Here is a 24,189-nt window from a genome sequence, read left to right on the forward strand (position 1 = left end):
TTTTGAACTGGCTTGCCGTAGTCTCGTTCCCTCCAGCGGCTCAGAAAACCACTCTGATGAAACGAATATACGAGCGCGCCACGGCAAGACCATGGCGCGCCTCGATATTTTTACTCTGCAGCGTCCGGCAGGGCCGGCTGTTCAGCATCACGCGTGTCGTCGAGTTCGACATTGAGGCCGAGCGAGCGCATTTCCTTGACGAGAACGTTGAAGCTCTCTGGAATGCCCGCTTCGAACGTGTCGTCTCCGCGCACGATGGCTTCGTAGACCTTGGTACGGCCTGCCACGTCGTCCGACTTGACCGTAAGCATTTCCTGCAGCGTGTAAGCCGCACCATATGCTTCCAGTGCCCAGACCTCCATTTCGCCGAAGCGCTGGCCACCGAACTGGGCCTTGCCGCCCAGAGGCTGCTGCGTAACGAGCGAGTAAGGTCCGATCGAACGTGCGTGGATCTTGTCGTCGACCAGGTGGTGGAGCTTCAACATATAGATGTAGCCCATGGTCACCTGACGGTCGAACGGCTCACCCGTACGTCCATCGTAAAGCGTCGACTGACCCGAGGTCGCAAGACCGGCATCCGTCAGCATCGCATTGATGTCGGCTTCGACGGCACCGTCGAAGACCGGGGTTGCGATCGACACGCCGCGCTTCACCTGATTAGCCAGCATGACAACGGAATCGTTGTCATAAGACCGGATCGGTTCGTTGCGGTCGTTGTCCGGATAGATGTGCTCCAGCGTCTCGCGCAGCGGCTCAATATTGGCCGTCTTGCGGTAAACGTCGAGAAGCTCACCGATCTTCTTGCCCATGCCAGCGCATGCCCAGCCGAGGTGGGTTTCCAGAATCTGGCCCACATTCATACGGCTCGGAACGCCAAGCGGGTTCAACACGATGTCGGCATGCGTACCATCTTCGAGGAACGGCATGTCCTCGACTGGCAGAATGCGCGAAACCACGCCCTTGTTGCCGTGACGGCCAGCCATCTTGTCGCCTGGCTGGATCTTGCGCTTCACAGCGACAAAGACCTTGACCATCTTCATGACGCCTGGAGGCATCTCGTCGCCGCGCTGTACCTTTTCGACCTTGTCCATGAAGCGTGCTTCGAGCAGCTTCTTGGATTCGTCGTACTGGCCACGCAGCGCTTCCAACTCGCCCTGAAGCTTTTCGTCTTCAACGGCAAACTGCCACCACTGCGAACGCGGATACTCGGTCATGAGCTCGCGGCTGATCGTCGTGCCCTTCTTGAAGCCCTTCGGGCCGGCAGCGGCAACCTTGCCATCGATCATGTCGGCCAGACGGCCATAGACGTTACGGTCCAGGATAGCCTGTTCGTCGTCACGGTCCTTGGCGAGACGCTCGATTTCCTCGCGCTCGATAGCCATGGCGCGTTCGTCCTTTTCAACGCCGTGGCGATTGAAAACGCGAACTTCCACAACCGTACCGTAGGTTCCGGGCGGCATACGCATGGAGGTGTCACGAACGTCGGACGCCTTTTCACCGAAGATGGCGCGCAGAAGCTTTTCTTCCGGCGTCATCGGGCTTTCGCCCTTCGGCGTGATCTTGCCGACAAGAATGTCGCCAGGATGCACTTCAGCACCGATGTAGACGATACCGGCTTCGTCGAGGTTCTTCAGCGCTTCTTCCGAAACGTTCGGAATATCGCGGGTGATTTCCTCAGGTCCAAGCTTGGTGTCACGGGCGGCAACTTCGAATTCCTCGATATGGATCGAGGTGAACACGTCGTCCGAAACGATCTTTTCCGAGAGAAGGATCGAATCTTCGTAGTTGTAACCATTCCACGGCATGAACGCGACGAGCACGTTACGGCCGAGAGCCAGATCGCCGAGATCGGTCGACGGACCGTCAGCGATGATGTCGCCCTTGCCGATCGGATCGCCGACGCGAACGAGCGGACGCTGGTTGATACAGGTCGACTGGTTCGAACGCTGGAACTTCTGCAGACGATAGATATCGACGCCCGACTTGGACGGATCGAGATCTTCCGTAGCGCGGATAACGATACGGGTCGCATCGACCTGATCGACAATACCGCCACGACGCGCTGCAATTGCTGCACCAGAGTCGCGAGCCACAATCGGTTCCATACCCGTACCGACGAACGGCGCTTCAGCGCGAACGAGCGGCACAGCCTGACGCTGCATGTTCGAGCCCATGAGAGCACGGTTGGCGTCGTCGTTTTCAAGGAACGGAATGAGCGCTGCTGCAACCGAAACGAGCTGCTTCGGCGAAACGTCCATCAGGTCCACGTTTTCACGTGGGGCCATCATCACTTCGCCGGCATGACGGCAGATGACGAATTCGTCAACAAAACCGCCCTGCTCGTCCAGCTCCACGTTTGCCTGGGCAACCGAGTGCTTGGCTTCTTCCATGGCCGACAGATAGACAACGTCGTTCGTTACCTTGCCGTCGATCACCTTACGGTACGGGCTCTCGATGAAGCCGTACTTGTTGACGCGGGCAAAGGTTGCAAGCGAGTTGATCAGACCAATATTCGGGCCTTCCGGCGTTTCAATCGGGCAGATACGGCCATAGTGGGTCGGATGCACGTCGCGGACTTCGAAGCCAGCGCGCTCACGGGTCAAACCGCCCGGTCCAAGAGCCGAAAGACGGCGCTTGTGGGTGATTTCCGAAAGCGGATTGGTCTGATCCATGAACTGCGACAGCTGCGACGAACCGAAGAATTCACGAACGGCAGCCGCTGCGGGCTTCGCGTTGATGAGATCCTGCGGCATGACCGTGTCGATTTCGATCGAGGACATACGTTCCTTGATCGCGCGCTCCATGCGGAGCAGACCGACGCGGTACTGATTTTCCATCAGCTCGCCGACCGAACGCACGCGGCGGTTGCCGAGATTGTCGATGTCGTCGATTTCGCCACGACCGTCACGCAGTTCGACCAGCATCTTGACCACGGCCAGGATGTCTTCCTTGCGCAGCACGCGCACGGTGTCTTCCGCATCAAGGTCCAGACGCATGTTCATCTTGACGCGACCGACGGCCGAAAGGTCGTAACGTTCTGCATCGAAGAACAGCGAGTTGAACATCGCTTCGGCGGAATCCATCGTAGGCGGTTCGCCCGGACGCATCACGCGATAGATGTCGAACAGTGCATCCTGACGGCTTTCGTTCTTATCGACAGCCAGCGTGTTACGGATGTAACCGCCGATGTTGATATGATCGATGTCCAGGATGTTGATCTCGGTTTCACCGGTGTCGAGCAGCGTCTTGAGGACCTTCTCGTCGATTTCGTCGCCAGCTTCGAGATAGATCTCGCCGGTTGCGTAATTGACGACGTCTTCCGCCAGATAAGCGCCGAACAGGTCGTCTTCAGTGGCCTTGATGGCCTTCAGACCCTTTTCAGCGAGCTGCTTGGCCGAACGGGCCGTGAGCTTCTTGCCGGCTTCCAGAACAACTTCGCCCGTATCCGCGTCGATGAGATCAGAAATGATCTTCATGCCCTTGAAGCGTTCGGCCGAATACGGAATGCGCCAGTTGTCGCCATCACGCGAATAGGTGACGGTCTTGTAGAAGGTCGACAGAATCTCTTCGCCGTCCATGCCGAGCGCCATGAGCAGCGTCGTTGCCGGCAGCTTGCGGCGACGGTCGATACGCGCGTAGACGATGTCCTTGGAATCGAACTCGATGTCGAGCCAGGAACCACGGTAAGGAATGACGCGAGCAGCGAACAGGAGCTTGCCCGAAGAATGGGTCTTGCCCTTGTCATGATCGAAGAAGACGCCCGGCGAACGGTGCATCTGCGAAACGATCACGCGCTCCGTACCGTTGACGATGAAGGTGCCGTTGTCGGTCATGAGCGGCATATCGCCCATGTACACGTCCTGCTCCTTGATGTCCTTGATGGACTTCGCGCCGGTATCTTCGTCAATATCGAATACGATAAGACGCAGCGTCACCTTGAGCGGCGCGGAATAGGTCAGGTCGCGCTGACGGCATTCGTCAACGTCGAACTTCGGTGGATCGAATTCGTAACGGACGAATTCGAGCATGGAAGCGCCGGAGAAATCCTGGATAGGGAAAACAGACTTGAAAACCGCCTGCAAACCCTCGTCAGGACGCCCACCGGATGGTTCTTCAACCATTAGGAACTGGTCGTAAGATGCCTTCTGAACCTCGATAAGGTTCGGCATCTCGGCGACCTCTGGGATCTTGCCGAAAAATTTGCGTACGCGCTTGCGACCATTGAATGAATGGGTCTGAGCCATCGTCGCTCCTCGTTCTATAGCCTTGCGGCTTGCTCACGCCTTGCGGCCTTTATCGTGCGCCGCCTTTCGGCGGTCCTTCAAGCGCATAACCCTTCAAATCGGATAGATTTGAAGAAAGGATCATGCGCAAACTCTCAAATTAGAGCGGCCTTTACGCGTCGTACCGACGCGTGGCGCTCTAATGGGCTAAAACCCGTTTTCTGAAAGCCATTCTGGCGTTCAGAAAAAGGGTTTCCAGTCAGTCGATCCACCGTTTCACGGGCGGAAACTGGCGGATGGAAACCATCCGCCAGAATAGTCCGAACTTACTTGAGTTCGACCTTGGCGCCAGCAGCTTCGAGCTGTGCCTTGATCTTCTCAGCTTCGTCCTTCGAAGCGCCTTCCTTGACAGCCTTCGGAGCGCCTTCGACCAGGTCCTTGGCTTCCTTGAGGCCGAGACCGGTGATTGCGCGCACTTCCTTGATCACGTTGATCTTGTTAGCGCCGCCGTCAGCGAGAACGACGTCGAATTCGGTCTTTTCTTCAGCAGCAGCAGCCGGAGCAGCGCCACCAGCAGCAGCAACTGCTACAGGAGCAGCAGCCGAAACGCCCCACTTCTCTTCGAGAAGCTTCGAAAGCTCAGCAGCTTCGAGAACGGTCAGTGCCGACAGGTCGTCAACGATCTTTGCGAGATCAGCCATTTTGGTATTTCCTTAGTTTCAAGGTTTGAACAATTGACAGCGAAAAACGGCCTTACGCCGCCTCGTTCTTCCGGGCGTGCGCGCCAATAACGCGAGCGATCTGGCCCGCTGGTGCGCTGGTAAGTACTGCGAGACGCTGAGCCGGGGTCTGGATCATTCCAACCAGCTTTGCGCGCAGTTCGTCGAGCGATGGGAGCGAAGCAAGCGACTTGACGCCATCGGCGTTAAGCGTCGTTGCACCCATTGCACCACCGAGGATAACGAGCTTGTCGTTAGCCTTGGCGAATTCGACGGCTACTTTCGGAGCAGCAATCGGGTCGTTTGCATAAGCAACAACCGTCTGACCTGTAAACAGATCAGAAATGCCTTCCGATTCCGTGCCCTGAAGAGCGATTTTGGCAAGGCGGTTTTTCGCGACTTTAACGGACCCACCTGCATCACGCATCTTCGAGCGAAGATCGCTCATCTGCGCAACGGTGAGACCGGTATAGTGGGCCACGACGACCGAACCGGACTCTTTAAAAGCGCCGTTCAGCCACGAGACAAATTCGCGTTTTTCCGCTCTATCCACTGTCTCTCTCCAGTAGGCAGGACCACATGGCCCTGCCGGTTGCCTTTGCCGAACAAACTTCACAGTTGGTCCGGCGCTCGAGGATCCTGTCCCCTTCAGCTATCCTGGAAACCAGGCATCACTCAAAGGCAACTACGGTTCAAACCTTGCATGCACATTCGTGCGAAACAGGGTTATTCCACGTCTCATGCAGGCCGTATGTTTAAGGATTATCACCCGAAGATGATGATCCGCCTGCAATCTCGGACAGGATAACCGGACTTTCGTCCGGCTATCCGGATCTTGCGATCCGGAATTCTTGCACTTCGGTCTGCCTTCGCATCCCCGGCGTGCCACCGTTTCACCTCCCCCGAAGGAAAGGCTTAGGCTCCGGCGAACCGGAGCCCAGATAAATTAAGCGACGACCTTGACGGTTGCCGGATCGACCTTGACGCCAACGCCCATGGTCGAGGAAAGCGAAACGCGCTTGACGTATTCGCCCTTGGCAGCCGACGGCTTTGCCTTGATGACGGCGTCAGCGAAAGCCTTGATGTTTTCTTCGAGCTTCTGCGAGTCGAACGAAACCTTGCCGATACCGGCATGGATGATACCAGCCTTTTCGACGCGGAATTCGACTGCACCGCCCTTGGAAGCAGCAACAGCAGCAGCAACGTCAGTGGTGACGGTGCCAACCTTCGGGTTCGGCATCATGCCACGCGGGCCGAGCACCTTACCGAGACGACCGACGAGCGGCATCATGTCCGGGGTTGCAATGCAGCGATCGAAATCGATCTTGCCGCCATTGACGATTTCGAACAGTTCTTCCGCACCGACGATGTCGGCGCCAGCCTTCTTGGCTTCTTCAGCCTTGTCGCCACGTGCGAAAACAGCAACGCGAACCGTACGGCCAGTGCCGTTCGGCAGGTTGACAACGCCGCGAACCATCTGGTCAGCGTGACGCGGATCAACGCCGAGGTTCATCGCGATTTCGATGGTTTCATCGAACTTTGCGACAGCACGTTCCTTGACGAGACCGATAGCAGCCGACAGATCGTACAGCTTGTTACGATCAACGCCTTCGCGGATCTTGTTAATGCGCTTGGAAATCTTCGCCATCGTCTCAGCCCACCACTTCCAGGCCCATCGAACGGGCAGAACCTTCGATCATGCGCATCGCTGCTTCAATGTCAGCGGCGTTCAGATCTTTCATCTTCGCTTCAGCGATCGTGCGAACCTTGTCGCGGGAGATCGTGCCGGCGCTTGCCTTGCCCGGGGTCTTCGAACCGGACTTCAGGTTAGCGGCCTTCTTGAGGAAGTAGGTCACCGGAGGGGTCTTCATCACAAAAGTGAAAGACTTGTCCTGGTAATAGGTAATCACGACTGGAATCGGCGAACCCTTTTCCATTTCCTGCGAGGCAGCGTTGAACGCCTTGCAGAATTCCATGATGTTGATGCCGCGCTGACCCAGAGCCGGGCCGATCGGAGGCGACGGATTGGCCGCACCGGCTGCTACCTGCAGCTTGAGCTGGCCTGCAATTTTCTTAGCCATTACTTTCTGCCTTTTTTACAATGCCGGAAAACCGGCTTCTCGATTGACGCCGGGAAACCCGGCTTTCGACTGACGCCAACCAGACAAATGTCGGACTGGCGGGCAGTTCGGTGGTGCGGAGATCGACGACCGGCTAAGCCACCTTCCCTTCCACCACTTCCACTCCGGTTGGAATTTTGATCCCGCTTATGCCCTCAGGCTCAATTCAGGATCTCGCTCCGGAGTGAAATGCCCTTATGGGCAAACGATCAGAGCTTATCGACCTGACCGTATTCCAGATCCACAGGCGTCGCGCGCCCAAAGATGGAAACTTCGACCTTGAGACGCGCGCGCTCTTCGTCGACTTCCTGAACGATACCGTTGAACGATGCAAACGGACCATCGGAAACGCGAACCTGCTCACCGATTTCGAAGGAGACCGAAGTCTTCGGACGATCAACGCCATCCTGAACCTGGTTCAGAATCTGATCGACTTCCTTCTGGGAAACCGGGACCGGTTTGGAGTCACCGAGGAAACCGGTGACGCGCGGCGTATTCTTGATCAGCGAAAAGACAGCGTCGGTCAGCGTGGCACGCACGAGCACGTAACCCGGGAAAAACTTGCGCTCGGCATCGACCTTGCGGCCGCGGCGCACTTCAACGATCTTTTCGGTCGGCACAACGATCTGTTCAATCAGATTGGACAGACCCTTCTGCGCAGCTTTGGCTTCGATATCCTCAGCTACCTTCTTTTCGAAATTTGAATAGGCGTGAACGATGTACCAGCGCGCCGTCATCTAAAAACTCCCCAATCCTGACTTATCGACCAAGGCCGAGAATAAATTCTACGCCATAGGCCATAAGCTGGTCGGCAAGGAAAAAGAACGCAGCAGCCAGAAACGCCATAATCACCACCATAATAGTGGAGATGACCGTTTCACGCCGGGTCGGCCAGGTTACCTTTGCCGTTTCGGCGCGGACCTGCTGAAGAAAGGTGATCGGATTCGTTTTGGATGCCATCTGCCGCTCTGTCATTGATCGAGCGCGACCTCCAAACTTTGAACTGCCAATCATATCAATCAGCGAATCAGAAGCCGGAACCCACGCGTATACGGCGCGCAAAGCTGAATTATCAGCCCCACGCACCGCGTGTCTGTTGACGTTACATAGAATCGATTCCCACAAAACACAAGCCCAAAGGTTAAAAGAATACCATACAGGCTTGTCGGAAACCCGACCCTTGCACACACCGCTCTATCACACCATTCAATCGTGTGATTACGGCCTTCCCTGCCCGGCCAACATATCCGCCAGGGAATTATCGTTTTCCAGCAATGTCATGGACCGCTCATAAAGCGCTCGACACGAACAAAACTGAAAAAGTTAAGGCAGCGCAAACGCCGCCAGACTTTTCTTTATATAGAAAACGGGCGCATGCAGTCAAGCCGCATACACCCGTATCAAAAATGGCAGGGGCAGCAGGGCTCGAACCCGCGACCTACGGTTTTGGAGACCGTCGCTCTACCAACTGAGCTATACCCCTATATGACGCTAGGCGTCATAATGACCGGCGGCGAACCGCCGATCAATGATAATTCATTACTCGATGATCGAAGCGACGATGCCTGCACCGACGGTGCGGCCACCTTCACGGATAGCGAAGCGGAGCTTCTCTTCCATGGCGATCGGGACGATCAGCGAAACGTCAACGGTAACGTTGTCGCCAGGCATAACCATTTCCGTGCCTTCCGGCAGGGTCACAATACCGGTCACGTCAGTCGTACGGAAGTAGAACTGCGGGCGGTAGTTGGTGAAGAACGGCGTATGACGACCACCTTCGTCCTTGGTCAGAATGTAAGCTTCTGCCTTGAACTTGGTGTGCGGCTTGACCGAACCCGGCTTGCAGAGAACCTGACCGCGTTCAACGTCGTCACGGCCAACGCCGCGAACCAGTGCACCGATGTTGTCGCCAGCCTGGCCCTGATCGAGCAGCTTGCGGAACATTTCAACGCCGGTAACCGTCGTCTTCGAGGTTGCCTTAATGCCGACGATTTCAACTTCTTCGCCGACCTTGACGATACCGCGCTCAACGCGACCCGTCACAACCGTACCGCGACCCGAGATCGAGAACACGTCTTCGATCGGCATCAGGAACGGCTGGTCAACCGGACGTTCCGGGGTCGGGATGTAGTTGTCGACAGCGTCCATCAGGTTGCGGATTGCGTCTTCGCCGAGTTCCTTCGAGGAATCTTCGAGAGCTGCAAGAGCCGAGCCCTTGATGATCGGAACTTCGTCGCCCGGGAAGTCGTACTTCGAGAGAAGTTCGCGCACTTCCAGTTCAACCAGTTCGAGCAGTTCTGCGTCGTCAACCTGGTCGCACTTGTTCAGGAACACAACGATTGCCGGAACGCCAACCTGACGAGCGAGCAGGATGTGCTCACGGGTCTGCGGCATCGGGCCGTCAGCTGCCGAAACAACCAGGATCGCGCCGTCCATCTGTGCAGCGCCGGTGATCATGTTCTTCACATAGTCAGCGTGGCCTGGGCAATCGACGTGTGCGTAGTGACGGTTGGCAGTTTCGTACTCAACGTGAGCCGTCGAGATCGTGATACCGCGGGCGCGTTCTTCCGGTGCAGCGTCGATCTGGTCATACGCCTTGAATTCACCGAAGAACTTCGTGATCGCTGCAGTCAGCGAGGTCTTGCCATGGTCAACGTGACCGATGGTGCCGATGTTAACGTGGGGCTTCGTACGTTCGAATTTGCTCTTAGCCATCGCCGTTGTTCTCTTCGTTCTAGAACCGCTCAAGCGCCAGCGCAAAAGCCGATCGGCTTCGGGGCCAGCATTTATGCCAAAACGGAACGGCGAACCGCCCGTCGATGATTCCTTACACGCCTATCCGCTCTTGAAAACTGGAGCGGGTAACGGGAATCGAACCCGTGTATTCAGCTTGGAAGGCTGCTGCTCTACCATTGAGCTATACCCGCATACTCTAAACTCTGATCCGACAGTGGTGGAGGAAGTTGGATTTGAACCAACGTAGGCTTAGCCAACGGATTTACAGTCCGTCCCCTTTAACCGCTCGGGCATTCCTCCTAATATCACTATCAGCAGAGTCGAGTAACTAGGCATTTTCGTGAAGCAGTCGGTTGGCTGTTGGCCGCGCCGTCGCTCCACGGGGGGCCTTATGACGATAAGCGCTTCCCCTGTCAACAGGGTAAAAGCGAAAAGAATGCATGCCTATCCACAGTTTGGCCAAAGCATTCCGGAAGACCGGGCTCGCCCATGCATTCCGACATGCGGAAAAATCGGGATATGCGGGCTTTCGCCTCTTAATAGGCAGCCATAACAGCCTGATAGCATTTACAGGGCAAACAGCTATCTTCCCTCTCCTATAAGAGTTATAAGCGCGCCATGACCGATCAAAACACGCCCCGCACCCCTAAAGATACACATTATGCGCGCCTGCGCCGCCAGCATCGCGACCAGAAGGCCCTCGCAGAAGGCAAGGCACCGCACAGACCACAGCGCCCGTCTATTTCAGCCAGCGCCGTCGCGGATGGCACCGTGCGCCTTTACGGGCTGCATACGGTGCGCGCAGCCGTTGAAAACCCTGCCCGCAGGATTCTGCGTATGCGCGCGACGCGCAATGGTTTTGCGCGGCTTGAAATCGGAGAAGCCGATTCGCTCCCCTTCCCGGTCGAGATTGTCGACCCGAAGGATATCGACAAGGAAACCGGTTCCGACGCCGTGCATCAGGGCGTGATGATCGAAGCCGAGCCGCTGCGCGCCAAGAAACTCTCTGAATTGCGGGAAAGCCCGCTTTTGCTGGTGCTCGATCAGGTAACCGATCCGCATAATGTCGGCGCCATCATGCGCTCTGCTGTGGCTTTTGGCGCGGGTGCGCTGATCACAACCAGCCGCCACAGTCCGCAGGAAACTGGCGTTCTGGCCAAGGCTGCCTCCGGCGCGCTGGAAATGATTCCACATATTGAGGTCAGAAACCTCGCCGAAGCGATTGAAGAGCTACACGCTCTGGGTTTCCAGACCATCGGCCTTGATTCGGAAGGCCCGCAGGAAATGGAAGCAGCGCTTGCCGGTGGACGAATCGCACTGGTTCTCGGCGCGGAAGGCAAAGGCCTGCGCCAGAAGACGCGGGAAACAGTGACCGCGCTTGCCCGCCTCGACATGCCCGGCGAAATCAAATCGCTGAACGTCTCAAACGCCGCAGCGATTTCGCTTTATGCGGCGGAGCGTTATCTGCGCAATCGTTGATTCGGTTTTCATGCGCCGTATCGGCAATCCCGACCGGCGCATGGAGTTTGCGAACGAACTGATTCAAGCGGTCGCAATATAGGTGCGAATTTCTTCGGCTTCGCGTTCCACATCTTCGATTCGCCGTTTCACGACGTCACCGATGGAGATGATTCCGACAAGCTTGCCGTGTTCTTCAACCGGCATATGTCTGAAACGGCTACGCGTCATGATTTCCATGACCTGATTGATCGTGTGATGTTCCCGGCAGACCTGCACTTTTGCGGTCATGACCTCGGCAACCGGCATGGCCATCGCGCCGCTTTCCTTGAGGGACAGCGCCCGGACCACGTCGCGTTCGGAAAGAATGCCTTTGATATGACCGGCCTCGTCGCAAACCACCAGAGCGCCGATCTTGTGTTGGTTCAACATGGCGACGGCGTGGGAAAGCGTGTCGGCAGGTGCGATGACGACAACGTCTCTGCCCTTATGTTCGAGAATCGATCTTACTGTCATGCCAAGTCCCTCCAAAGATTTAGCATTCGCTGTTTCAGGCGCTCAAACACCTGAAAACAGAACGCAGCTCCTCCCGCCGCGTTCCATGATGGTGCGCTTTGATTGCCCGATTAGCAAGTACCATAAAACTGGGAGGTAACTCTTCTAACGCCTTAGAACCGCGTCATAGCTGCGCGGACGATCCAGCAGCGAAATCCCGAAGAAACCGGCGATAAAACCGCCAATATGTGCTTCCCAGGCGATGCCCGACAGATCAGCCCCGCCGGTCGTGTAAATGCCGGTGATGATATTGATCACGAACCAGACGCCAACGAAGGTGATGACCGGTTTCAGCGTCAGCGTTAAGCCGACCGGCAGCACAGGACCGGCAAATTCCGCGCGTCGTCCAGCATTCACGCGCCTGAACCCATAGCGCGCCGAAGCACCCATCATGCCGGAAATCGCGCCCGATGCTCCAACCAGCGGCGTCACGCTATCCGGATAAATCGCGTAATGGGTCAATCCGGCGATGATCGCCGTGAAAATCCAGAAAATGATCATGCGCGCGGTTCCGATTCGCCCGGCGAGCGGAGAGCCGAAGGCGGCGAGCCAGATCATATTGACCACGATATGCTCGATACCGCCATGCATGAAGGAATAGCTGATCAAAGTGAACAGGCCTGCCGGGTCAGAAAAACCGCCAGCCATTGAGAACCGCGCCGGGATCAGTGAGAAGTTCAGCATGAACTCATAGTTCTGCTGCTCGCTGATCAGGTAGTTCTCATAAACATAGACCGCCACGCAGATGCCGATCAGCGCGATCACCACGCCTGGAATATTGAAGATCGGCTCACTTCCGCCGGAACGACCGCGATTATCCTGCATTTCCGGTTGCGGAAGGACCATGAACACTGCTTTCCAGATTGCGAAACCGCGATGGGGCCAATGAGGCCCGGAAACGAAAATCGGCCCGGTCGGACCGTTCGCGTGGCGAAACCAGCATTTGATAAGATAGAAATCGTTAAAAATAAAGGCCAGTGGAGGTCAACCACCGGCCCTGATGCGAACCAGCGAGATTCGCAAAATTAACGACTGGATCTCAGAAAAACACAAATCAAGACAACGGCTTCATCTGATGTGTTCATCAAACGCCTGTGCTCTTGCCATTGCAACAGTTACTTGCCGTTAACCTTAACAGCTGAGCGCCGTGGATGAAGAAAGGGTTAAGCTGGCATCCGCGCCGTTAATACTATTTTAATGGTCGTGAGACGGAGCCACGGCGCTTCGAAATCGATCAACAGTCCCAATTCACCCAGAATCAAACGAACGGCGCACGATGAAACACCGCAGCACGATCGCGATATTCAGCGAATGGCAGCGACTGGCCTTTGATCGCAATGACGATCTGGAGCACGGCTTTCAAGCGCCGCAGCGGACCGATATCGAACCGCGTCGGCTTGGACGGCATTTGTCCGATCTTTTTTTCGTAGAAGCCGATGAAAATGGCGAACTTGTCTTTCGTCTTGGCGGTACACGAATCTGCACCCTGTTCGGTCGCGAGTTGAAAGGTGTGCGCCTTTTATCCCTGTGGCCGGAGCGCGACCGCCCTGCCCTCAGCGAACTGGCGCAGAATGTCAGCGCAATGCAGATCCCCGCACTTAGCCTGCATGATGGAATCAGCCTTTCGGGCCGCAGTCTCAGCTTTGAAATGCTGCTCGCGCCCTTAGAAGCGAGCAACGGTCGCTTGGGCCTGATGGGCAGCATCGCCGTTCTGGACAATGTGACCTGGGCGGGTGCCGACCCTCTGGTGCTCGGCCATCTCAATCACATCGAGCCGATTGCACCGGATGTGGCGCTTGCCGACGAAGCGGTAAAGGCGGCGATCTTTACGGTCAATGCATCGAATCGCACCCGTCAGTGGACGGAAACCCGATTGGCAACACCACCCATGCGCAAGGCGCCGCATCTGCGCGTCATCAATGGCGGCAAAGCTTGAAATCGCGTTTCTCTTTTGCGCCGAACTGCTTTAAGTATAATATAAATAACAGCTTATTGGCGAAAGACTGAGATGGGCCAGCTTCAATGAGGGGATTCGCGGCGGCATCACCTGCAAACAGCGGGCGGCAGGATAATTTCAATGCCGTGAACGTTGATCTCAACGGTCGCTATATGCTCGAAAATCGCAACGAGTATCCTTGTGTCCTGAAGCGCATGTCGCCCGGCACTGCCTTGATGACCGGTATCGCCACGCCGCGTAATGGCGAGCGTATCATTGCCTATATCGATCATGTCGGGCGCATCGAAGGTACGGCCTACCAGATTTCGGCGGAAGGCTTTCATCTTCTCCTCACCAATACCGCGACCAAGAAGGACAAGCTTTCGGCGCAGCTGACATGGCTTGCCAATCGGCATGAACTCTCGCTGCCGGAAGATCGCCGCCATGAGCGTGTCGTTCCGCGCAAGTCGCATCAGAATGTCACCTTCCCGGATGGCACCCAATTGCTCTGCCGCATCGCCGACTTGTCGCTTTCGGGCGCGGCTATCGAATGCGATGTCAAACCGGCGATCAAGAGCGGCGTCCTGCTTGGGCCGATCCGCGGACGGGTCGTGCGCCATTTCGCAGACGGTTTCGCCATCGAGTTCGCCACAATCCAGACCAGCACGACGCTCGACAGTCTTTTCAGCTAAACTTTGTACGGCTGAAAAGATGAACGCGCGTCAAGGTTACGGATTGGCAAACCGCCCGCGCGGGTATAAACAGTAAAATATCGCGAAAACCCGCGTTTTCGGGCTGAATTGGCCGCTTTCTTTACAAAAACTTTCAATATTCCGCGCAGTTTTAATCGAATTTGACTCGCATTTTCGCGCTCAAATTTGCGCGCCTTCAAATTGTCCCGGTCATTTTGATCTCCAACAGGGAGATAAAAGAATGACCAAGCAAACCATCATCGCAGCGATCCTTCTGCTGCTCGGCGTCGGACTGGCGCAAGCAGCGAACCCGGCATCAAAATCGCCATGGATGAGCACCGGCGAACGCACCTCGCAGCCAATCGGGCATTATGAATTTTGCGAGCGCTACCCGGCTGAGTGCAAGATCGTCAGCCGCAACACCAATGCTCTCAAGCTGACGCCGAAGCTCTGGCAGCAGATCATTGCCGTCAATGACAGCGTGAACACGCGAATCAAGCCAGCCACCGACATGGAAGTCTGGGGTCGCGAAGAATATTGGGAATATCCGGTAACCGCCGGCGACTGCGACGACTACATGCTGGAAAAGCAGCGCGAACTGATGGCGCTTGGCATTCCTGCCAACACGCTTCTGTTCACCGTCGTTCGCCAGCCGAATGGCGATGGCCACGCCGTCCTGACGCTTCGCACCGACCGCGGCGATTTCATTCTCGACAATCTCGATGAGCGCGTTCTGGCCTGGAACAAGACCGACTACACCTACCTGAAGCGTCAGTCGACCGCGAACAGCGGCAGTTGGGTTTCGATCAAGGATGACCGCGACATTCTCGTCGGCAGCATCAAAAACTGATCAGACACCGATGAAGTTCAAAGGACGGGTCGCCAGTCTCCCTCTGGCCCCGTCCTTTTTAAATATCAAACCGTCAGGCCGGTTCCATGCCGCGCATGAAGGAATGCCCCTTCTCCACATAATGCTTGGCGGATTGCTTCAGCTTTTCCACCGCAACCTCGTCCAGTCCACGCAAAACGCGCGCTGGCGAGCCGACAACCAGCGAGTTGTCCGGAATTTCCTTGCCCTCCGTCACCAGAGCCCCGGCTCCGATAAGGCAGTTCTTGCCGATCTTCGCGCCATTGAGCACAATGGCTCCCATGCCGATCAGGGTGTTCTCACCGATGGTGCAGCCATGCAGGATCGCCCGATGGCCGATGGTGCAGCCCGCGCCAATCGTCAGCGGATAGCCGATATCGGTATGCATGACGCAAAGTTCCTGCACATTGGTGTCGTCGCCGATGGCAATCACCTCATTATCGCCGCGCAGGACGGCGCCGAACCAGAAGCCCACATTTTCGCCCACGACGACCTTGCCGATCAGTGTCGCATCCGGTGCAATCCAGTTGCTGGCGCGGTCTGCGAATTGCGGCTTGTGTCCGTTATAAGCATATATCGGCATGTGGGCTCCTCCATCAGAATGTCTTCATGAAAAGAGCTAAGCTTTTTTTGGATGAGGGACAAGCGCGGCTTCACCCTCCGTTAACCATAAAAGACCAATAATCGCTGCAATATCATCAGCATGGCCTTCCCGCCAATGGACAGCGCAATCGAAACTACCACGACAAAAGATGGCAATCGGCTCTTCGTCCGCATCTTGCTGGTTGTTGTCGTGCTTGTTGTGGCTTCCGTTGCGATCAATATTGGTGGTCGCCTGCTTGGCCCAATGATCGCGCGCAGCGGCCATTCCGACAGCACGCATCTCTATAAAGTGCTGATCGGCAACAATGTCCTGTCAATGCCAGCCAATATGATCCGCTTTTCCAATCAGCGGCGGGACGGTCTGACAACGCGCCTCGATCTCTACGCGCGCTGGCCCGGACTGACCGGCTATACGGAAGCAGACCGGGCAATCTTCAATCTGCTCACGCCGAAGCGCCAATTGCTATTCATGTCGATTGAAGAGCGCACCATGTCCCGCGACATGAGCGGACGCTATCTGCCGATCTATGCTGCGCTGATCGATCCGGAGGGTGAATCTCTCCCGGGAGGACTGATGGTCCACCGGTTTCTGGAAGGCAGTGGTTATACCGGAGAAGAACTGGTCCTCTCCGATATCGCAAGCGGTAATCCGGCCTTCGTCGCCCGTTGCATGAGCGATGCATCAGCGGAAAATTTCAACGCCTGCGAGCGCGATATCCAGTTTGGAAAAGGGCTGCAGATTCTCTATCGTTTTCCCCGCGATATGCTGGCCGAGTGGAAAACACTCGATGAAGCCATGCGACAGTTCGCAACCGGGCACTTGTTGGGGAATGACTAAACAAAACGCCCTCTCCGCAAAGCGGAAAGGGCGTCAGATCGTCGGGCTGTGACGGATCATCATGGACAACTCTCGAAAAATCTCGCGATTTTTCCCAAGCCGCGCCTTAGAGATCGACGTCGAGAATAGCCATCGAGAAATTGTAGGACAGTTCGCCTTCGTCCTCATCCTTGTAGATCAGGCCCAAAAACTCGTCGTCAATATAAAGCTCGGCCGAGTCGTTCTTGCGCGGGCGCGCCTTCACCTGAAGGCCCTGATTGTTGAAGGTCCGTTTGAAATAGGCGTCCAGTTTTTTTAGTTCTTCGGGTTTCAACCGGCTTCTCCTGATATTGAATTCAAGCCGGTTTATTGCACCCGGGCTTTTGTGATGTAAACCCCTGGGGGAGTAGTCCCTCGGGGTTTTAGCGCCTAACCACCGCTTTCGACAAAATATAGGCCGCTCGCGGAGAAAAACCAGCAAGCGGCCCGGATTCTGTGCATTCGGCGTTTGCGCGATTAAATGCCGTCACCCAGCACGCCGTCGCCCAGCAACTGGTCCATGACGCGGGACGGTTCAGCGCAGCCCGTATCACCGATGATCTTGGCAGGAACACCGGCAACCGTGACATTATTCGGTACAGGCTTGACGACGACAGAACCCGCCGCGACCTTCGAGCAATGCCCCACTTCGATATTGCCGAGAATCTTCGCGCCCGCGCCGATTAGAACGCCATGGCGAATCTTGGGATGACGATCACCGCTCGACTTGCCGGTGCCGCCGAGCGTGACGCCATGCAGGATCGACACATTGTCTTCGATCACCGCGGTCTCGCCGACGACCAGCCCGGTCGCGTGATCGAGGAAAAGCCCGCTGCCCAATTGCGCTGCCGGGTGAATGTCGGTCTGGAAGATCGAAGACGAACGGCTCTGGAGATAAAAGGCAAAATCCCGGCGGCCCTGATGATAGAGCCAATGCGCCAGACGGTGCGTCTGGATTGCATGAAAGCCTTTCAGGTAGAGGATCGGGTCCATGAAACGGCTATAGGCCGGGTCGCGGTCGTAAACGGCCTGAATATCCACGCGAACAGTCTGCGACCATTCCGGATTGGCGTCCAGCATCACATCGAATGTCTGGCGCAGAATATCGGCGCTCAAATCGGCATGACCGAGGCGTTCCGCGATGCGGTGCATGACCGCATCTTCAAGGCTCGGCTGATTAAGGATAGTCGCGTAAAGAAAGGCTCCAAGCACGGGATCGGACTTGGCGGCTTCCTCCGCTTCAGCGCGGACCGAGTGCCAGATTGGATCAACTTGCCCAAGGCTGGCATTCACTTTAGCAGTTGAGCGAATAGACATAGATATACTCCGGTTTTGCACCGCGCAGGCCAGACGAAAGCCGAATTTCCGGCATGGCTCCGCGCCGCAATACGAGTTCGGCGCGCAGCATAACTGAAAATGCTTTGCCTTGACACCGCAGAAATTGACACAGGCCTCAAAGGAAGATCAGAGCGGATTTTCCGCGAGAAACTCCAGAACCGCCTTCTTGTAGACCTTGTCGCCGACAGCCAGCATGTGGTCGCGCCCCGGAATATCGAGCGCCTGACCGTTCGGCAGCAAATCCGCCAGTTCCTGCGGATTACCGGCAATGTCGTCGGTCGTGCCGACGGCAACCAGCACCGGCTGCATGATGCGCGCAATGGCTTCCGCCGGAACCAGTTCCTTCGAGGTGATCACACAGGCGGCCAGCGCGATGCGGTCGCTCTTGGTCTGGTCGGCGAATTTGCGGAACATCTGCCCGCGCGGATGGGTGATCGTCGTCGGATCTTCGGCCAGAAGCGCCTCGCCGATCGGCTCCCAGTCGCCAGCGCCGGTGACCATGCCGATGCCCAATCCGCCAAAGATTGCGCTGTGAACCCGCTCGGGATGCTCGATAGCCAGAAAAGCGGTGATCCGCGCGCCCATCGAATAGCCCATCACATGCGCCTTTTCGATGCCCAGATGATCGAGCAGCGCTGCTGCATCGCCTGCCATCTTGGTCGGCGTATAATCATCCGCGTTGTGGCTTTTGGCCGAAAACCCATGTCCGCGATCGTCGATGGCGATAACGCGATAGCCTGCCTCGGTCAGAGTCCGGAACCAGCCGGGCGAAACCCAATTGACAAGGCTTGACGACGCAAAGCCGTGGATCAGCAGGATCGGATCGCCTTCTCCATCCTGACGATATGCAAGACGCAAGCCGTCATGGTCGAAATATTCGATATCGAGGGCACTCAACTGTTTATTCCTTATGATTGTTCCGTCGGCGGTGTTCGGCGCGATTTCAGGATCGACACGCGCCGCATATCACGCGATGGACAGCTCTGTCGCCCTTCTTGATGCCCGTGCGCTTTACCGTACCGGCCAGAAGCTCGACAACAAAGGCTGCGGGAACCTCGGATGAAATGATATCTTCCGAATAGGGCACCGCATTTTCATGGATTGCCGTGACACGGCCCTTCTCGTCAAGGAAAACCATGTCGAGCGGCAGCGGGGTGTTCTGCATCCACATCATGACGCGGCGCATCTCACCGAAGATGAAGATCATCGCGCGGTCCTTGGGAAAATCGGTGCGCCACATCAGCCCGCGCACACGCGCATCGTCAGAATCCGCCACTTCCAGTGCGAAGGGGAGTTTATTGCCCTTGGCCGTAATGAAGGTCAGCGGCGCGGCATCCACCGGCAGCCGCATCGGCTGCTTTTCCTGCGCCTGCGCGCCAAAAGCTCCAAATAAAAATGCGATAACAAAAAATAATCGAGCCATACTCAACCCACGCCAAAAACCTGCAATTCGGGCGGGGAGATTATCAACGCGGTATAATGGGGACAAGAGACGAAGACCCACCCCTCACCGCCTTTTGACCGAGAACGTCAAGGGCAGTTCACAGGGCGATGTGGATTGTCTCCACACATAGCCGCTCCCAAAGGATTTCACTGTGGGATGACATGCTCAATTTGATGTAAATCAGTGCGAAACCGGGATAGCCGTGCCGATATCTGGGTGAATTTCAGCAGCCATCAGGCCCTTGTCGCCCGTGCCGAAGCGAATAAGCACAACCTGACCCGGGCGCAGTTCCATCATGCCGAAACGGCGCAGCGTTTCCATATGGATGAAAATATCCTCGGTGCCCTCACCGCGGGTGAGAAAGCCGAAGCCCTTGGTACGGTTGAACCACTTGACGATGACACGCTCAAGGCCGCTCGACGGGGTAACCGTCACATGGGTGCGCTGCGGCGGCATCTGCGCCGGATGAACCGCTGTGGATGTGTCCATCGAGAGAACACGGAAACATTGCAGGCCGCGATCGCCATTGCGAACTTCGCAGACGATACGTGCGCCTTCCAGCGCCGTCTGGAAGCCATCGCGACGAAGCGACGTCACATGAAGCAGGATATCGTTCAGGCCCGGCTGATCCGGCACAATGAAACCGTAGCCCTTGGCCACGTCGAACCATTTGATATGGCCCGATATTTCAATGATATCGCCCAGCTCTTCCGAGGCGTGCTGGCTGTGAAACTGGTCATTCGACACAGACTTGTCCGCCATGCGTTCGCCCCTCCTCTATTCTTCCGTTGCGATTCAAAGCTGATTCTTGTCCAAAGAATAACACTTCCTTAACCGGAGGCGGCAAGCCTAAACTTTTGTTCTCCCCCGAGATCATCACAGACTTTGTGTTTCCATGGTTAGCGCACCTGCCGCAAAGCCTCGAAACCGGCTTCATTTCGGGACATATGGCAACGACGCTCGAGGGCAATTCCCCAATTGATGTTTTTTGCCGACATTGCGCGTGACTGCACCTTACCAGAAATCAAAACCCAAAGAGGAAAGTGGAAAAGCGCCCGCTATTTGCTATATCCCTTCGCGAGCCCCAAACGCTTCGCCACATGCTGGAAATGCTTCAGGAGAATAAAATGCGCTATTTGCACACGATGGTTCGAATCCGCGACATCGACGAATCACTCGATTTCTACGTGAATAAATTCGGCCTTGAAGAAACCCGTCGCATCGAAAACGAAAAAGGGCGCTACACGCTGATCTTTCTTGCCGCTCCGGGCGATGCTGAACGCGCCAAGTCAGAGCGCGCACCGACCATCGAACTGACCTATAACTGGGATCAGGAAGCCTATACGGGCGGGCGCAATTTCGGCCACCTCGCCTATGAAGTGGACGATATCTACGCCACCTGTCAGAAGCTGCAGGATGCCGGAATCACCATCAACCGCCCACCACGCGACGGCCACATGGCTTTCATCAAGTCGCCGGATGGCATATCCATCGAACTGATCCAGAAGGGCGAGCGCCTCGCACCGCAGGAGCCATGGGCTTCCGCCGAGAATGTCGGCAGCTGGTAAAACACTCTGCTTGCACGCATTATCCTGCGCGAAAACCGCTTCGCAGTTTCGCGAGAAATGCTTAAACGAAAAAAGCCCGGTCTCGCGACCGGGCTTTTTTTTGATTAGAACGCTTATTCCGTTCCCTGAATGGCTGCGAGCAGCCAATCTCCGCCGTCAACGCGGGTGAAGGTCCAGATTTCGGTGCTTTCGACCGGCTCGTTCGGGTTGCCTTCGACAACCGCGCCCGTGTTGCGGTCAAGCATGAGGTCGATTGCGGAGTAGCGGATCGCCACGGTGGCATATTCGACATTGCCTTCACGCCAGGCTTCCGAAACATCGCCCTGAAGCAGCTTCACGTCCTTCACTTCGTTGCGCATACCGCTGGAAGCAATTTCACCCAGTTCTTCCGCCAGATAGGACATGGCTTCCGGCGTGGTCAGCTTGCGGAGCGCTGCGTAATCCTCGCGGCCATAGGCACTCTGGATTTCCGAAAGCATCTGCTCGAAACGATCAAGCTCTTCCTGTCCGACATCCATCGGTTCATCTTCAACAGCCTGAGCCACCGGCTCTTCAGCCTGCTTGGCGCCCGCGCCGAATGGATTGACCGAAGGCGTGCGACCGCCGAAGTTGCCAGCCTGCTGTGGCGCGGCGCTCTTGGCTGCGCCGAAAGGCTGCGCTGAACCAAAAGGCTGAGCGTTGGCATTGCCAGCGCCTGCCGTTGCGGTCGCGCCCTGACGACGATTGGCAAACATGCGCATGACGAACATTGCGATCAGCGCAATCACGCCCACCTGCAACAGAAGACCGAACATGCCAGCGAGACCACCGAGGCCGTTACCGAGCATCATACCGATCAGACCGCCAACGAGCAGGCCGCCCAACATGGAGCGACCGAAATTGCCAAACATGCCACCCGCACGTGCCGGAGCCGCATTCTGCGCGCCAGCGGCGGCAGGACGGGTCGTCTGCGTTGCGCCGGTATTCGGCGTCATTGAACGTTCAATTGGTGCTGCATTATTCGGTGCGGTGCGCGTCGGCGCAGGCGCCTGATAGGTACGCGCCCCACGGCTGCCAAAACCGCCTCCGCCTGCACGGCGAGCCTCGGCGAAATCGACAGCGGCGAATGAGGCGATCAGGCCCAGAACCATCGCGGCGGTCAGTTTTGTCAGGCGGTTTCCGAAACCCGGCATTGTTTACTCCCATTTAGAGACATGACTGAATGTTTAAATCATTGCACATATGGGAATTGCCCCCCGTTCTTCACAAGGGCGTGAACTCAAAAAAATCGAGAAATTTCAAATGCGGTCAAAGCGGCTTTGCCGCATCCAGAATCTGGATTTGCGGCGAGACCGAACCGTTCCAATGGTTGAGCGACAGGTTGCCGACCACATGAACGCTCTGCCCGATATTGTTGAACAGAAAGCGCCCGAGATCGCCTTCCGCCACACGAAACGCAATGGCATTGACCCGCTTGCCATCGGCGCCGCGTAAGACGACGCGCACATGGTCGCGACCGACACCACGCACATCGGCCAGCACATGATGCGGTAGGGCCAAAGTTGGCTGCGGATGGGCGGAACCGTAAGGTCCGGCCTTCTGCAAGGCTTCATAAAGCGAAACAGTCGCGCCGGAAGCGGCAAGCGCGCCATCGATGGAAAGGCTCTGATTTTCACGGAGACGCGCAACGATATGGGCGGATTCGTCTTCCAGATAGGCACGAAGCGCGCCAAGCTTGGCCCGTTCAATGGTGATGCCGGCCGCCATGGCGTGGCCACCGCCCTTGACAAGCAGCCCGCGCTCCATCGCGCCGCGCACCAGTCTGCCAAGGTCCAGACCGCTGATCGAGCGCCCCGAACCGGAGCCGACGCCATTGGCATTGAAAGCGATAGCGAAGGCAGGTCGCCGTGCCTTTTCCTTCAATCGCGATGCCAGCAGGCCAACGATGCCCGGGTGCCAGCGTTCACTGGCCGTCACGATCACCGAAGCGCCTGCACCGCCGGAAATCTCAAGCGATGCTTCCGCTTCGGCTTCCAGAAGCATTTCCGCTTCCATCGCCTGACGTTCCTGATTGAGCCGGTCGAGTTCGATGGCGATGCGATCTGCCATCGATGGATCGTCGAGCGTCAACAGCCTTGCGCCCAGTCCGGCATCGCCAATGCGACCGCCCGCATTGATGCGCGGACCGATGAGATAGCCAAGATGGAAGACATTGATCGGCTCGCCGATACGGGACACCCGCGCAAGCGCCGCCAATCCGGCATTGCTCTGCGCTCGCGCAACCAGCAAACCTTTGACGACGAAGGCGCGATTGACGCCTTGCAGCGGCACCACATCGCAGATCGTTGCCAGCGCGACGAGATCAAGCAGCGACAACAGATCAGGTGCAGCACCTTTGCCGCGCTCGCGCAATATCTTGGTGACCTGTACCAGTGTCAGGAACACAACGCCCGCAGCGCAAAGATGGCCCTGTTGCGAAATATCGTCTTCGCGGTTCGGGTTGACGATGGCCACCGCATCTTCCGGCAGATCGCCGCCCACCTGATGGTGATCGAGCACGACCACATCCGCCCCAGCCTGTTTGGCTGCACTGATTGAGGGCACGCTGTTCGTGCCGCAGTCCACGGTGACGATCAGGCTCGCGCCTTTGGAAACCAACTCGCGCATGGCATCGGGATTTGGGCCGTAACCCTCGAAAATCCGGTCAGGAATATAGATCGAATGCTGGATGCCGTAATGCTTCAGAAAACGCGCCATCAGCGCCGATGAACAGGCACCATCCACGTCATAGTCGCCGAAGATCGCAACGGTCTCGCGGCGCTCGATGGCATCGGCAATGCGGCCTGCCGCGCTCTCCATATCGGTCAACGTGGCCGGGTCGGGCATGAGATTGCGCAGTGTGGGATCAACGAATTCCGGCGCGCCTTCCACCGTTACGCCCCGCCCCGCCAGAACCCGCGCCACCAGATCGGAAATGCCGTGATGCTGGGCAATGGCAAGCGCGGTGTTGGATTCGCGCAAGCCCAGTCGATCCACCCATTTCTGGCCGGTTGCAGATTGTTTTATTCCAAGGAAAAGGCGCTCTGTCGTCATA

24 protein-coding genes and 3 tRNA genes are annotated in these 24,189 nt (G+C 56.8%); 6 read left to right on the top strand and 21 right to left on the bottom strand.

Annotation, left to right across the window (positions count from 1 at the left end; all coding sequences use genetic code 11):
* Positions 1-110: 110 nt before the first annotated feature.
* The 11 genes from rpoB to ABWW11_RS08015 all read right to left on the bottom strand — a co-directional run bounded on the left by rpoB (position 111) and on the right by ABWW11_RS08015 (position 10,098).
* Positions 111-4,244, bottom strand: a complete 4,134-nt coding sequence (gene rpoB / locus ABWW11_RS07965; RefSeq protein ID WP_109369234.1) for a DNA-directed RNA polymerase subunit beta — start codon at positions 4,242-4,244, stop codon at positions 111-113.
* Between the two features lie 305 nt (positions 4,245-4,549).
* Positions 4,550-4,924, bottom strand: coding sequence for a 50S ribosomal protein L7/L12 (gene rplL, locus ABWW11_RS07970; RefSeq protein ID WP_010659906.1), 375 nt, complete (start codon positions 4,922-4,924; stop codon positions 4,550-4,552).
* 52 nt (positions 4,925-4,976) lie between these two features.
* Positions 4,977-5,495, bottom strand: a complete 519-nt coding sequence (gene rplJ / locus ABWW11_RS07975) for a 50S ribosomal protein L10 (protein ID WP_010659905.1) — start codon at positions 5,493-5,495, stop codon at positions 4,977-4,979.
* A gap of 393 nt (positions 5,496-5,888) precedes the next feature.
* The gene (gene rplA / locus ABWW11_RS07980; RefSeq protein WP_109369236.1) at positions 5,889-6,590 is read right to left on the bottom strand and encodes a 50S ribosomal protein L1; all 702 of its coding nucleotides are present in this window, start codon (positions 6,588-6,590) and stop codon (positions 5,889-5,891) included.
* A 4-nt stretch (positions 6,591-6,594) separates the two neighbouring features.
* Positions 6,595-7,023 (bottom strand): 50S ribosomal protein L11, encoded by a 429-nt coding sequence (rplK, locus tag ABWW11_RS07985; protein WP_010659903.1) that lies wholly within the window; start codon positions 7,021-7,023, stop codon positions 6,595-6,597.
* Positions 7,024-7,271: 248 nt separating this feature from the next.
* A complete protein-coding gene (gene nusG, locus ABWW11_RS07990; RefSeq protein ID WP_109369237.1) occupies positions 7,272-7,799 on the bottom strand; it encodes a transcription termination/antitermination protein NusG in 528 nt (175 codons plus the stop codon).
* 22 nt (positions 7,800-7,821) lie between these two features.
* Complete coding sequence (gene secE / locus ABWW11_RS07995) at positions 7,822-8,022, bottom strand: preprotein translocase subunit SecE (RefSeq protein WP_109370252.1); 201 nt, start codon at positions 8,020-8,022, stop codon at positions 7,822-7,824.
* Between the two features lie 447 nt (positions 8,023-8,469).
* Positions 8,470-8,545 (bottom strand) — tRNA-Trp (locus tag ABWW11_RS08000).
* A 56-nt stretch (positions 8,546-8,601) separates the two neighbouring features.
* The gene (tuf, locus tag ABWW11_RS08005) at positions 8,602-9,777 is read right to left on the bottom strand and encodes an elongation factor Tu (RefSeq protein WP_109369229.1); all 1,176 of its coding nucleotides are present in this window, start codon (positions 9,775-9,777) and stop codon (positions 8,602-8,604) included.
* 138 nt (positions 9,778-9,915) lie between these two features.
* A tRNA-Gly gene (locus ABWW11_RS08010) sits at positions 9,916-9,989 on the bottom strand.
* Between the two features lie 24 nt (positions 9,990-10,013).
* Positions 10,014-10,098, bottom strand: a tRNA-Tyr gene (locus tag ABWW11_RS08015).
* Positions 10,099-10,416: 318 nt separating this feature from the next.
* On the opposite strand from ABWW11_RS08015, the gene rlmB reads away from it, so the two are divergent.
* Positions 10,417-11,277, top strand: a complete 861-nt coding sequence (gene rlmB, locus ABWW11_RS08020; protein ID WP_109369238.1) for a 23S rRNA (guanosine(2251)-2'-O)-methyltransferase RlmB — start codon at positions 10,417-10,419, stop codon at positions 11,275-11,277.
* A gap of 63 nt (positions 11,278-11,340) precedes the next feature.
* Here the strand turns inward: rlmB and ABWW11_RS08025 are convergent, their stop codons facing one another.
* Positions 11,341-11,772: a CBS domain-containing protein gene (locus tag ABWW11_RS08025; RefSeq protein WP_109369239.1), complete on the bottom strand. Its 432-nt coding sequence runs from the start codon at positions 11,770-11,772 to the stop codon at positions 11,341-11,343.
* A 144-nt stretch (positions 11,773-11,916) separates the two neighbouring features.
* Entirely contained in the window at positions 11,917-12,657 is a 741-nt protein-coding gene (locus ABWW11_RS08030; protein WP_109369240.1) for a rhomboid family intramembrane serine protease, read from the bottom strand.
* Between the two features lie 430 nt (positions 12,658-13,087).
* On the opposite strand from ABWW11_RS08030, the gene ABWW11_RS08035 reads away from it, so the two are divergent.
* The 3 genes from ABWW11_RS08035 (at position 13,088) to ABWW11_RS08045 (ending at position 15,289) form a co-directional block, all read left to right on the top strand.
* A complete protein-coding gene (locus ABWW11_RS08035) occupies positions 13,088-13,747 on the top strand; it encodes a PAS domain-containing protein (RefSeq protein WP_109369241.1) in 660 nt (219 codons plus the stop codon).
* An 86-nt stretch (positions 13,748-13,833) separates the two neighbouring features.
* Entirely contained in the window at positions 13,834-14,439 is a 606-nt protein-coding gene (locus ABWW11_RS08040; protein WP_109369242.1) for a PilZ domain-containing protein, read from the top strand.
* Positions 14,440-14,680: 241 nt separating this feature from the next.
* A complete protein-coding gene (locus tag ABWW11_RS08045; RefSeq protein ID WP_109369243.1) occupies positions 14,681-15,289 on the top strand; it encodes a transglutaminase-like cysteine peptidase in 609 nt (202 codons plus the stop codon).
* 73 nt (positions 15,290-15,362) lie between these two features.
* On the opposite strand, the gene ABWW11_RS08050 is transcribed toward ABWW11_RS08045, so the two are convergent.
* On the bottom strand, positions 15,363-15,890 hold the full coding sequence (locus ABWW11_RS08050; protein WP_109369244.1) for a gamma carbonic anhydrase family protein: 528 nt from the start codon (positions 15,888-15,890) through the stop codon (positions 15,363-15,365).
* A 135-nt stretch (positions 15,891-16,025) separates the two neighbouring features.
* Here ABWW11_RS08050 and ABWW11_RS08055 point away from each other — a divergent pair, with 135 nt between their 5' ends.
* A complete protein-coding gene (locus ABWW11_RS08055; RefSeq protein WP_319080684.1) occupies positions 16,026-16,748 on the top strand; it encodes a hypothetical protein in 723 nt (240 codons plus the stop codon).
* Between the two features lie 106 nt (positions 16,749-16,854).
* Here ABWW11_RS08055 and ABWW11_RS08060 read toward each other — a convergent pair whose 3' ends face one another.
* The 5 genes from ABWW11_RS08060 to ABWW11_RS08080 form a co-directional block, all read right to left on the bottom strand.
* Entirely contained in the window at positions 16,855-17,061 is a 207-nt protein-coding gene (locus tag ABWW11_RS08060) for a DUF3126 family protein (protein ID WP_078339271.1), read from the bottom strand.
* A 182-nt stretch (positions 17,062-17,243) separates the two neighbouring features.
* Positions 17,244-18,083 carry a serine O-acetyltransferase gene (gene cysE, locus ABWW11_RS08065; RefSeq protein ID WP_109369245.1) on the bottom strand — a complete coding sequence of 280 codons (840 nt, stop codon included), beginning with the start codon at positions 18,081-18,083 and terminating at the stop codon, positions 17,244-17,246.
* 147 nt (positions 18,084-18,230) lie between these two features.
* Positions 18,231-19,001 carry an alpha/beta fold hydrolase gene (locus ABWW11_RS08070; RefSeq protein ID WP_109369246.1) on the bottom strand — a complete coding sequence of 257 codons (771 nt, stop codon included), beginning with the start codon at positions 18,999-19,001 and terminating at the stop codon, positions 18,231-18,233.
* A gap of 46 nt (positions 19,002-19,047) precedes the next feature.
* Entirely contained in the window at positions 19,048-19,527 is a 480-nt protein-coding gene (locus ABWW11_RS08075; RefSeq protein ID WP_109369247.1) for a DUF192 domain-containing protein, read from the bottom strand.
* Positions 19,528-19,728: 201 nt separating this feature from the next.
* Complete coding sequence (locus ABWW11_RS08080; RefSeq protein WP_109369248.1) at positions 19,729-20,310, bottom strand: cold-shock protein; 582 nt, start codon at positions 20,308-20,310, stop codon at positions 19,729-19,731.
* A 365-nt stretch (positions 20,311-20,675) separates the two neighbouring features.
* Between ABWW11_RS08080 and gloA the strand changes: the two genes are divergently transcribed.
* A complete protein-coding gene (gene gloA / locus ABWW11_RS08085; protein WP_109369249.1) occupies positions 20,676-21,116 on the top strand; it encodes a lactoylglutathione lyase in 441 nt (146 codons plus the stop codon).
* 113 nt (positions 21,117-21,229) lie between these two features.
* Here gloA and ABWW11_RS08090 read toward each other — a convergent pair whose 3' ends face one another.
* Both ABWW11_RS08090 and recJ read right to left on the bottom strand, forming a co-directional pair.
* Complete coding sequence (locus ABWW11_RS08090; RefSeq protein ID WP_109369250.1) at positions 21,230-22,288, bottom strand: Tim44 domain-containing protein; 1,059 nt, start codon at positions 22,286-22,288, stop codon at positions 21,230-21,232.
* A gap of 115 nt (positions 22,289-22,403) precedes the next feature.
* Complete coding sequence (gene recJ, locus ABWW11_RS08095; RefSeq protein ID WP_109369251.1) at positions 22,404-24,188, bottom strand: single-stranded-DNA-specific exonuclease RecJ; 1,785 nt, start codon at positions 24,186-24,188, stop codon at positions 22,404-22,406.
* Position 24,189 lies beyond the last annotated feature (1 nt).

This window comes from Brucella sp. NBRC 113783 (assembly GCF_040372265.1).
Classification (GTDB): Bacteria; Pseudomonadota; Alphaproteobacteria; order Rhizobiales; family Rhizobiaceae; genus Brucella; species Brucella teleogrylli.

What these genes read in the sequence shown, in the direction of transcription:
- ABWW11_RS08040 (WP_109369242.1), top strand. Translation starts at nt 13,834, where the DNA reads ATGAGGGGATTCGCGGCGGCATCACCTGCAAACAGCGGGCGGCAGGAT.
- ABWW11_RS08075 (WP_109369247.1), bottom strand. Translation starts at nt 19,527, where the DNA reads ATGGCTCGATTATTTTTTGTTATCGCATTTTTATTTGGAGCTTTTGGC.
- ABWW11_RS08035 (WP_109369241.1), top strand. Translation starts at nt 13,088, where the DNA reads ATGAAACACCGCAGCACGATCGCGATATTCAGCGAATGGCAGCGACTG.
- ABWW11_RS08090 (WP_109369250.1), bottom strand. Translation starts at nt 22,288, where the DNA reads ATGCCGGGTTTCGGAAACCGCCTGACAAAACTGACCGCCGCGATGGTT.
- gloA (WP_109369249.1), top strand. Translation starts at nt 20,676, where the DNA reads ATGCGCTATTTGCACACGATGGTTCGAATCCGCGACATCGACGAATCA.
- ABWW11_RS08025 (WP_109369239.1), bottom strand. Translation starts at nt 11,772, where the DNA reads ATGACAGTAAGATCGATTCTCGAACATAAGGGCAGAGACGTTGTCGTC.
- rpoB (WP_109369234.1), bottom strand. Translation starts at nt 4,244, where the DNA reads ATGGCTCAGACCCATTCATTCAATGGTCGCAAGCGCGTACGCAAATTT.
- tuf (WP_109369229.1), bottom strand. Translation starts at nt 9,777, where the DNA reads ATGGCTAAGAGCAAATTCGAACGTACGAAGCCCCACGTTAACATCGGC.
- rplA (WP_109369236.1), bottom strand. Translation starts at nt 6,590, where the DNA reads ATGGCGAAGATTTCCAAGCGCATTAACAAGATCCGCGAAGGCGTTGAT.
- rplL (WP_010659906.1), bottom strand. Translation starts at nt 4,924, where the DNA reads ATGGCTGATCTCGCAAAGATCGTTGACGACCTGTCGGCACTGACCGTT.
- ABWW11_RS08055 (WP_319080684.1), top strand. Translation starts at nt 16,026, where the DNA reads ATGGACAGCGCAATCGAAACTACCACGACAAAAGATGGCAATCGGCTC.
- cysE (WP_109369245.1), bottom strand. Translation starts at nt 18,083, where the DNA reads ATGTCTATTCGCTCAACTGCTAAAGTGAATGCCAGCCTTGGGCAAGTT.
- recJ (WP_109369251.1), bottom strand. Translation starts at nt 24,188, where the DNA reads ATGACGACAGAGCGCCTTTTCCTTGGAATAAAACAATCTGCAACCGGC.
- rplK (WP_010659903.1), bottom strand. Translation starts at nt 7,023, where the DNA reads ATGGCTAAGAAAATTGCAGGCCAGCTCAAGCTGCAGGTAGCAGCCGGT.
- ABWW11_RS08030 (WP_109369240.1), bottom strand. Translation starts at nt 12,657, where the DNA reads ATGGTCCTTCCGCAACCGGAAATGCAGGATAATCGCGGTCGTTCCGGC.
- ABWW11_RS08080 (WP_109369248.1), bottom strand. Translation starts at nt 20,310, where the DNA reads ATGGCGGACAAGTCTGTGTCGAATGACCAGTTTCACAGCCAGCACGCC.
- rlmB (WP_109369238.1), top strand. Translation starts at nt 10,417, where the DNA reads ATGACCGATCAAAACACGCCCCGCACCCCTAAAGATACACATTATGCG.
- ABWW11_RS08050 (WP_109369244.1), bottom strand. Translation starts at nt 15,890, where the DNA reads ATGCCGATATATGCTTATAACGGACACAAGCCGCAATTCGCAGACCGC.
- ABWW11_RS08045 (WP_109369243.1), top strand. Translation starts at nt 14,681, where the DNA reads ATGACCAAGCAAACCATCATCGCAGCGATCCTTCTGCTGCTCGGCGTC.
- nusG (WP_109369237.1), bottom strand. Translation starts at nt 7,799, where the DNA reads ATGACGGCGCGCTGGTACATCGTTCACGCCTATTCAAATTTCGAAAAG.
- secE (WP_109370252.1), bottom strand. Translation starts at nt 8,022, where the DNA reads ATGGCATCCAAAACGAATCCGATCACCTTTCTTCAGCAGGTCCGCGCC.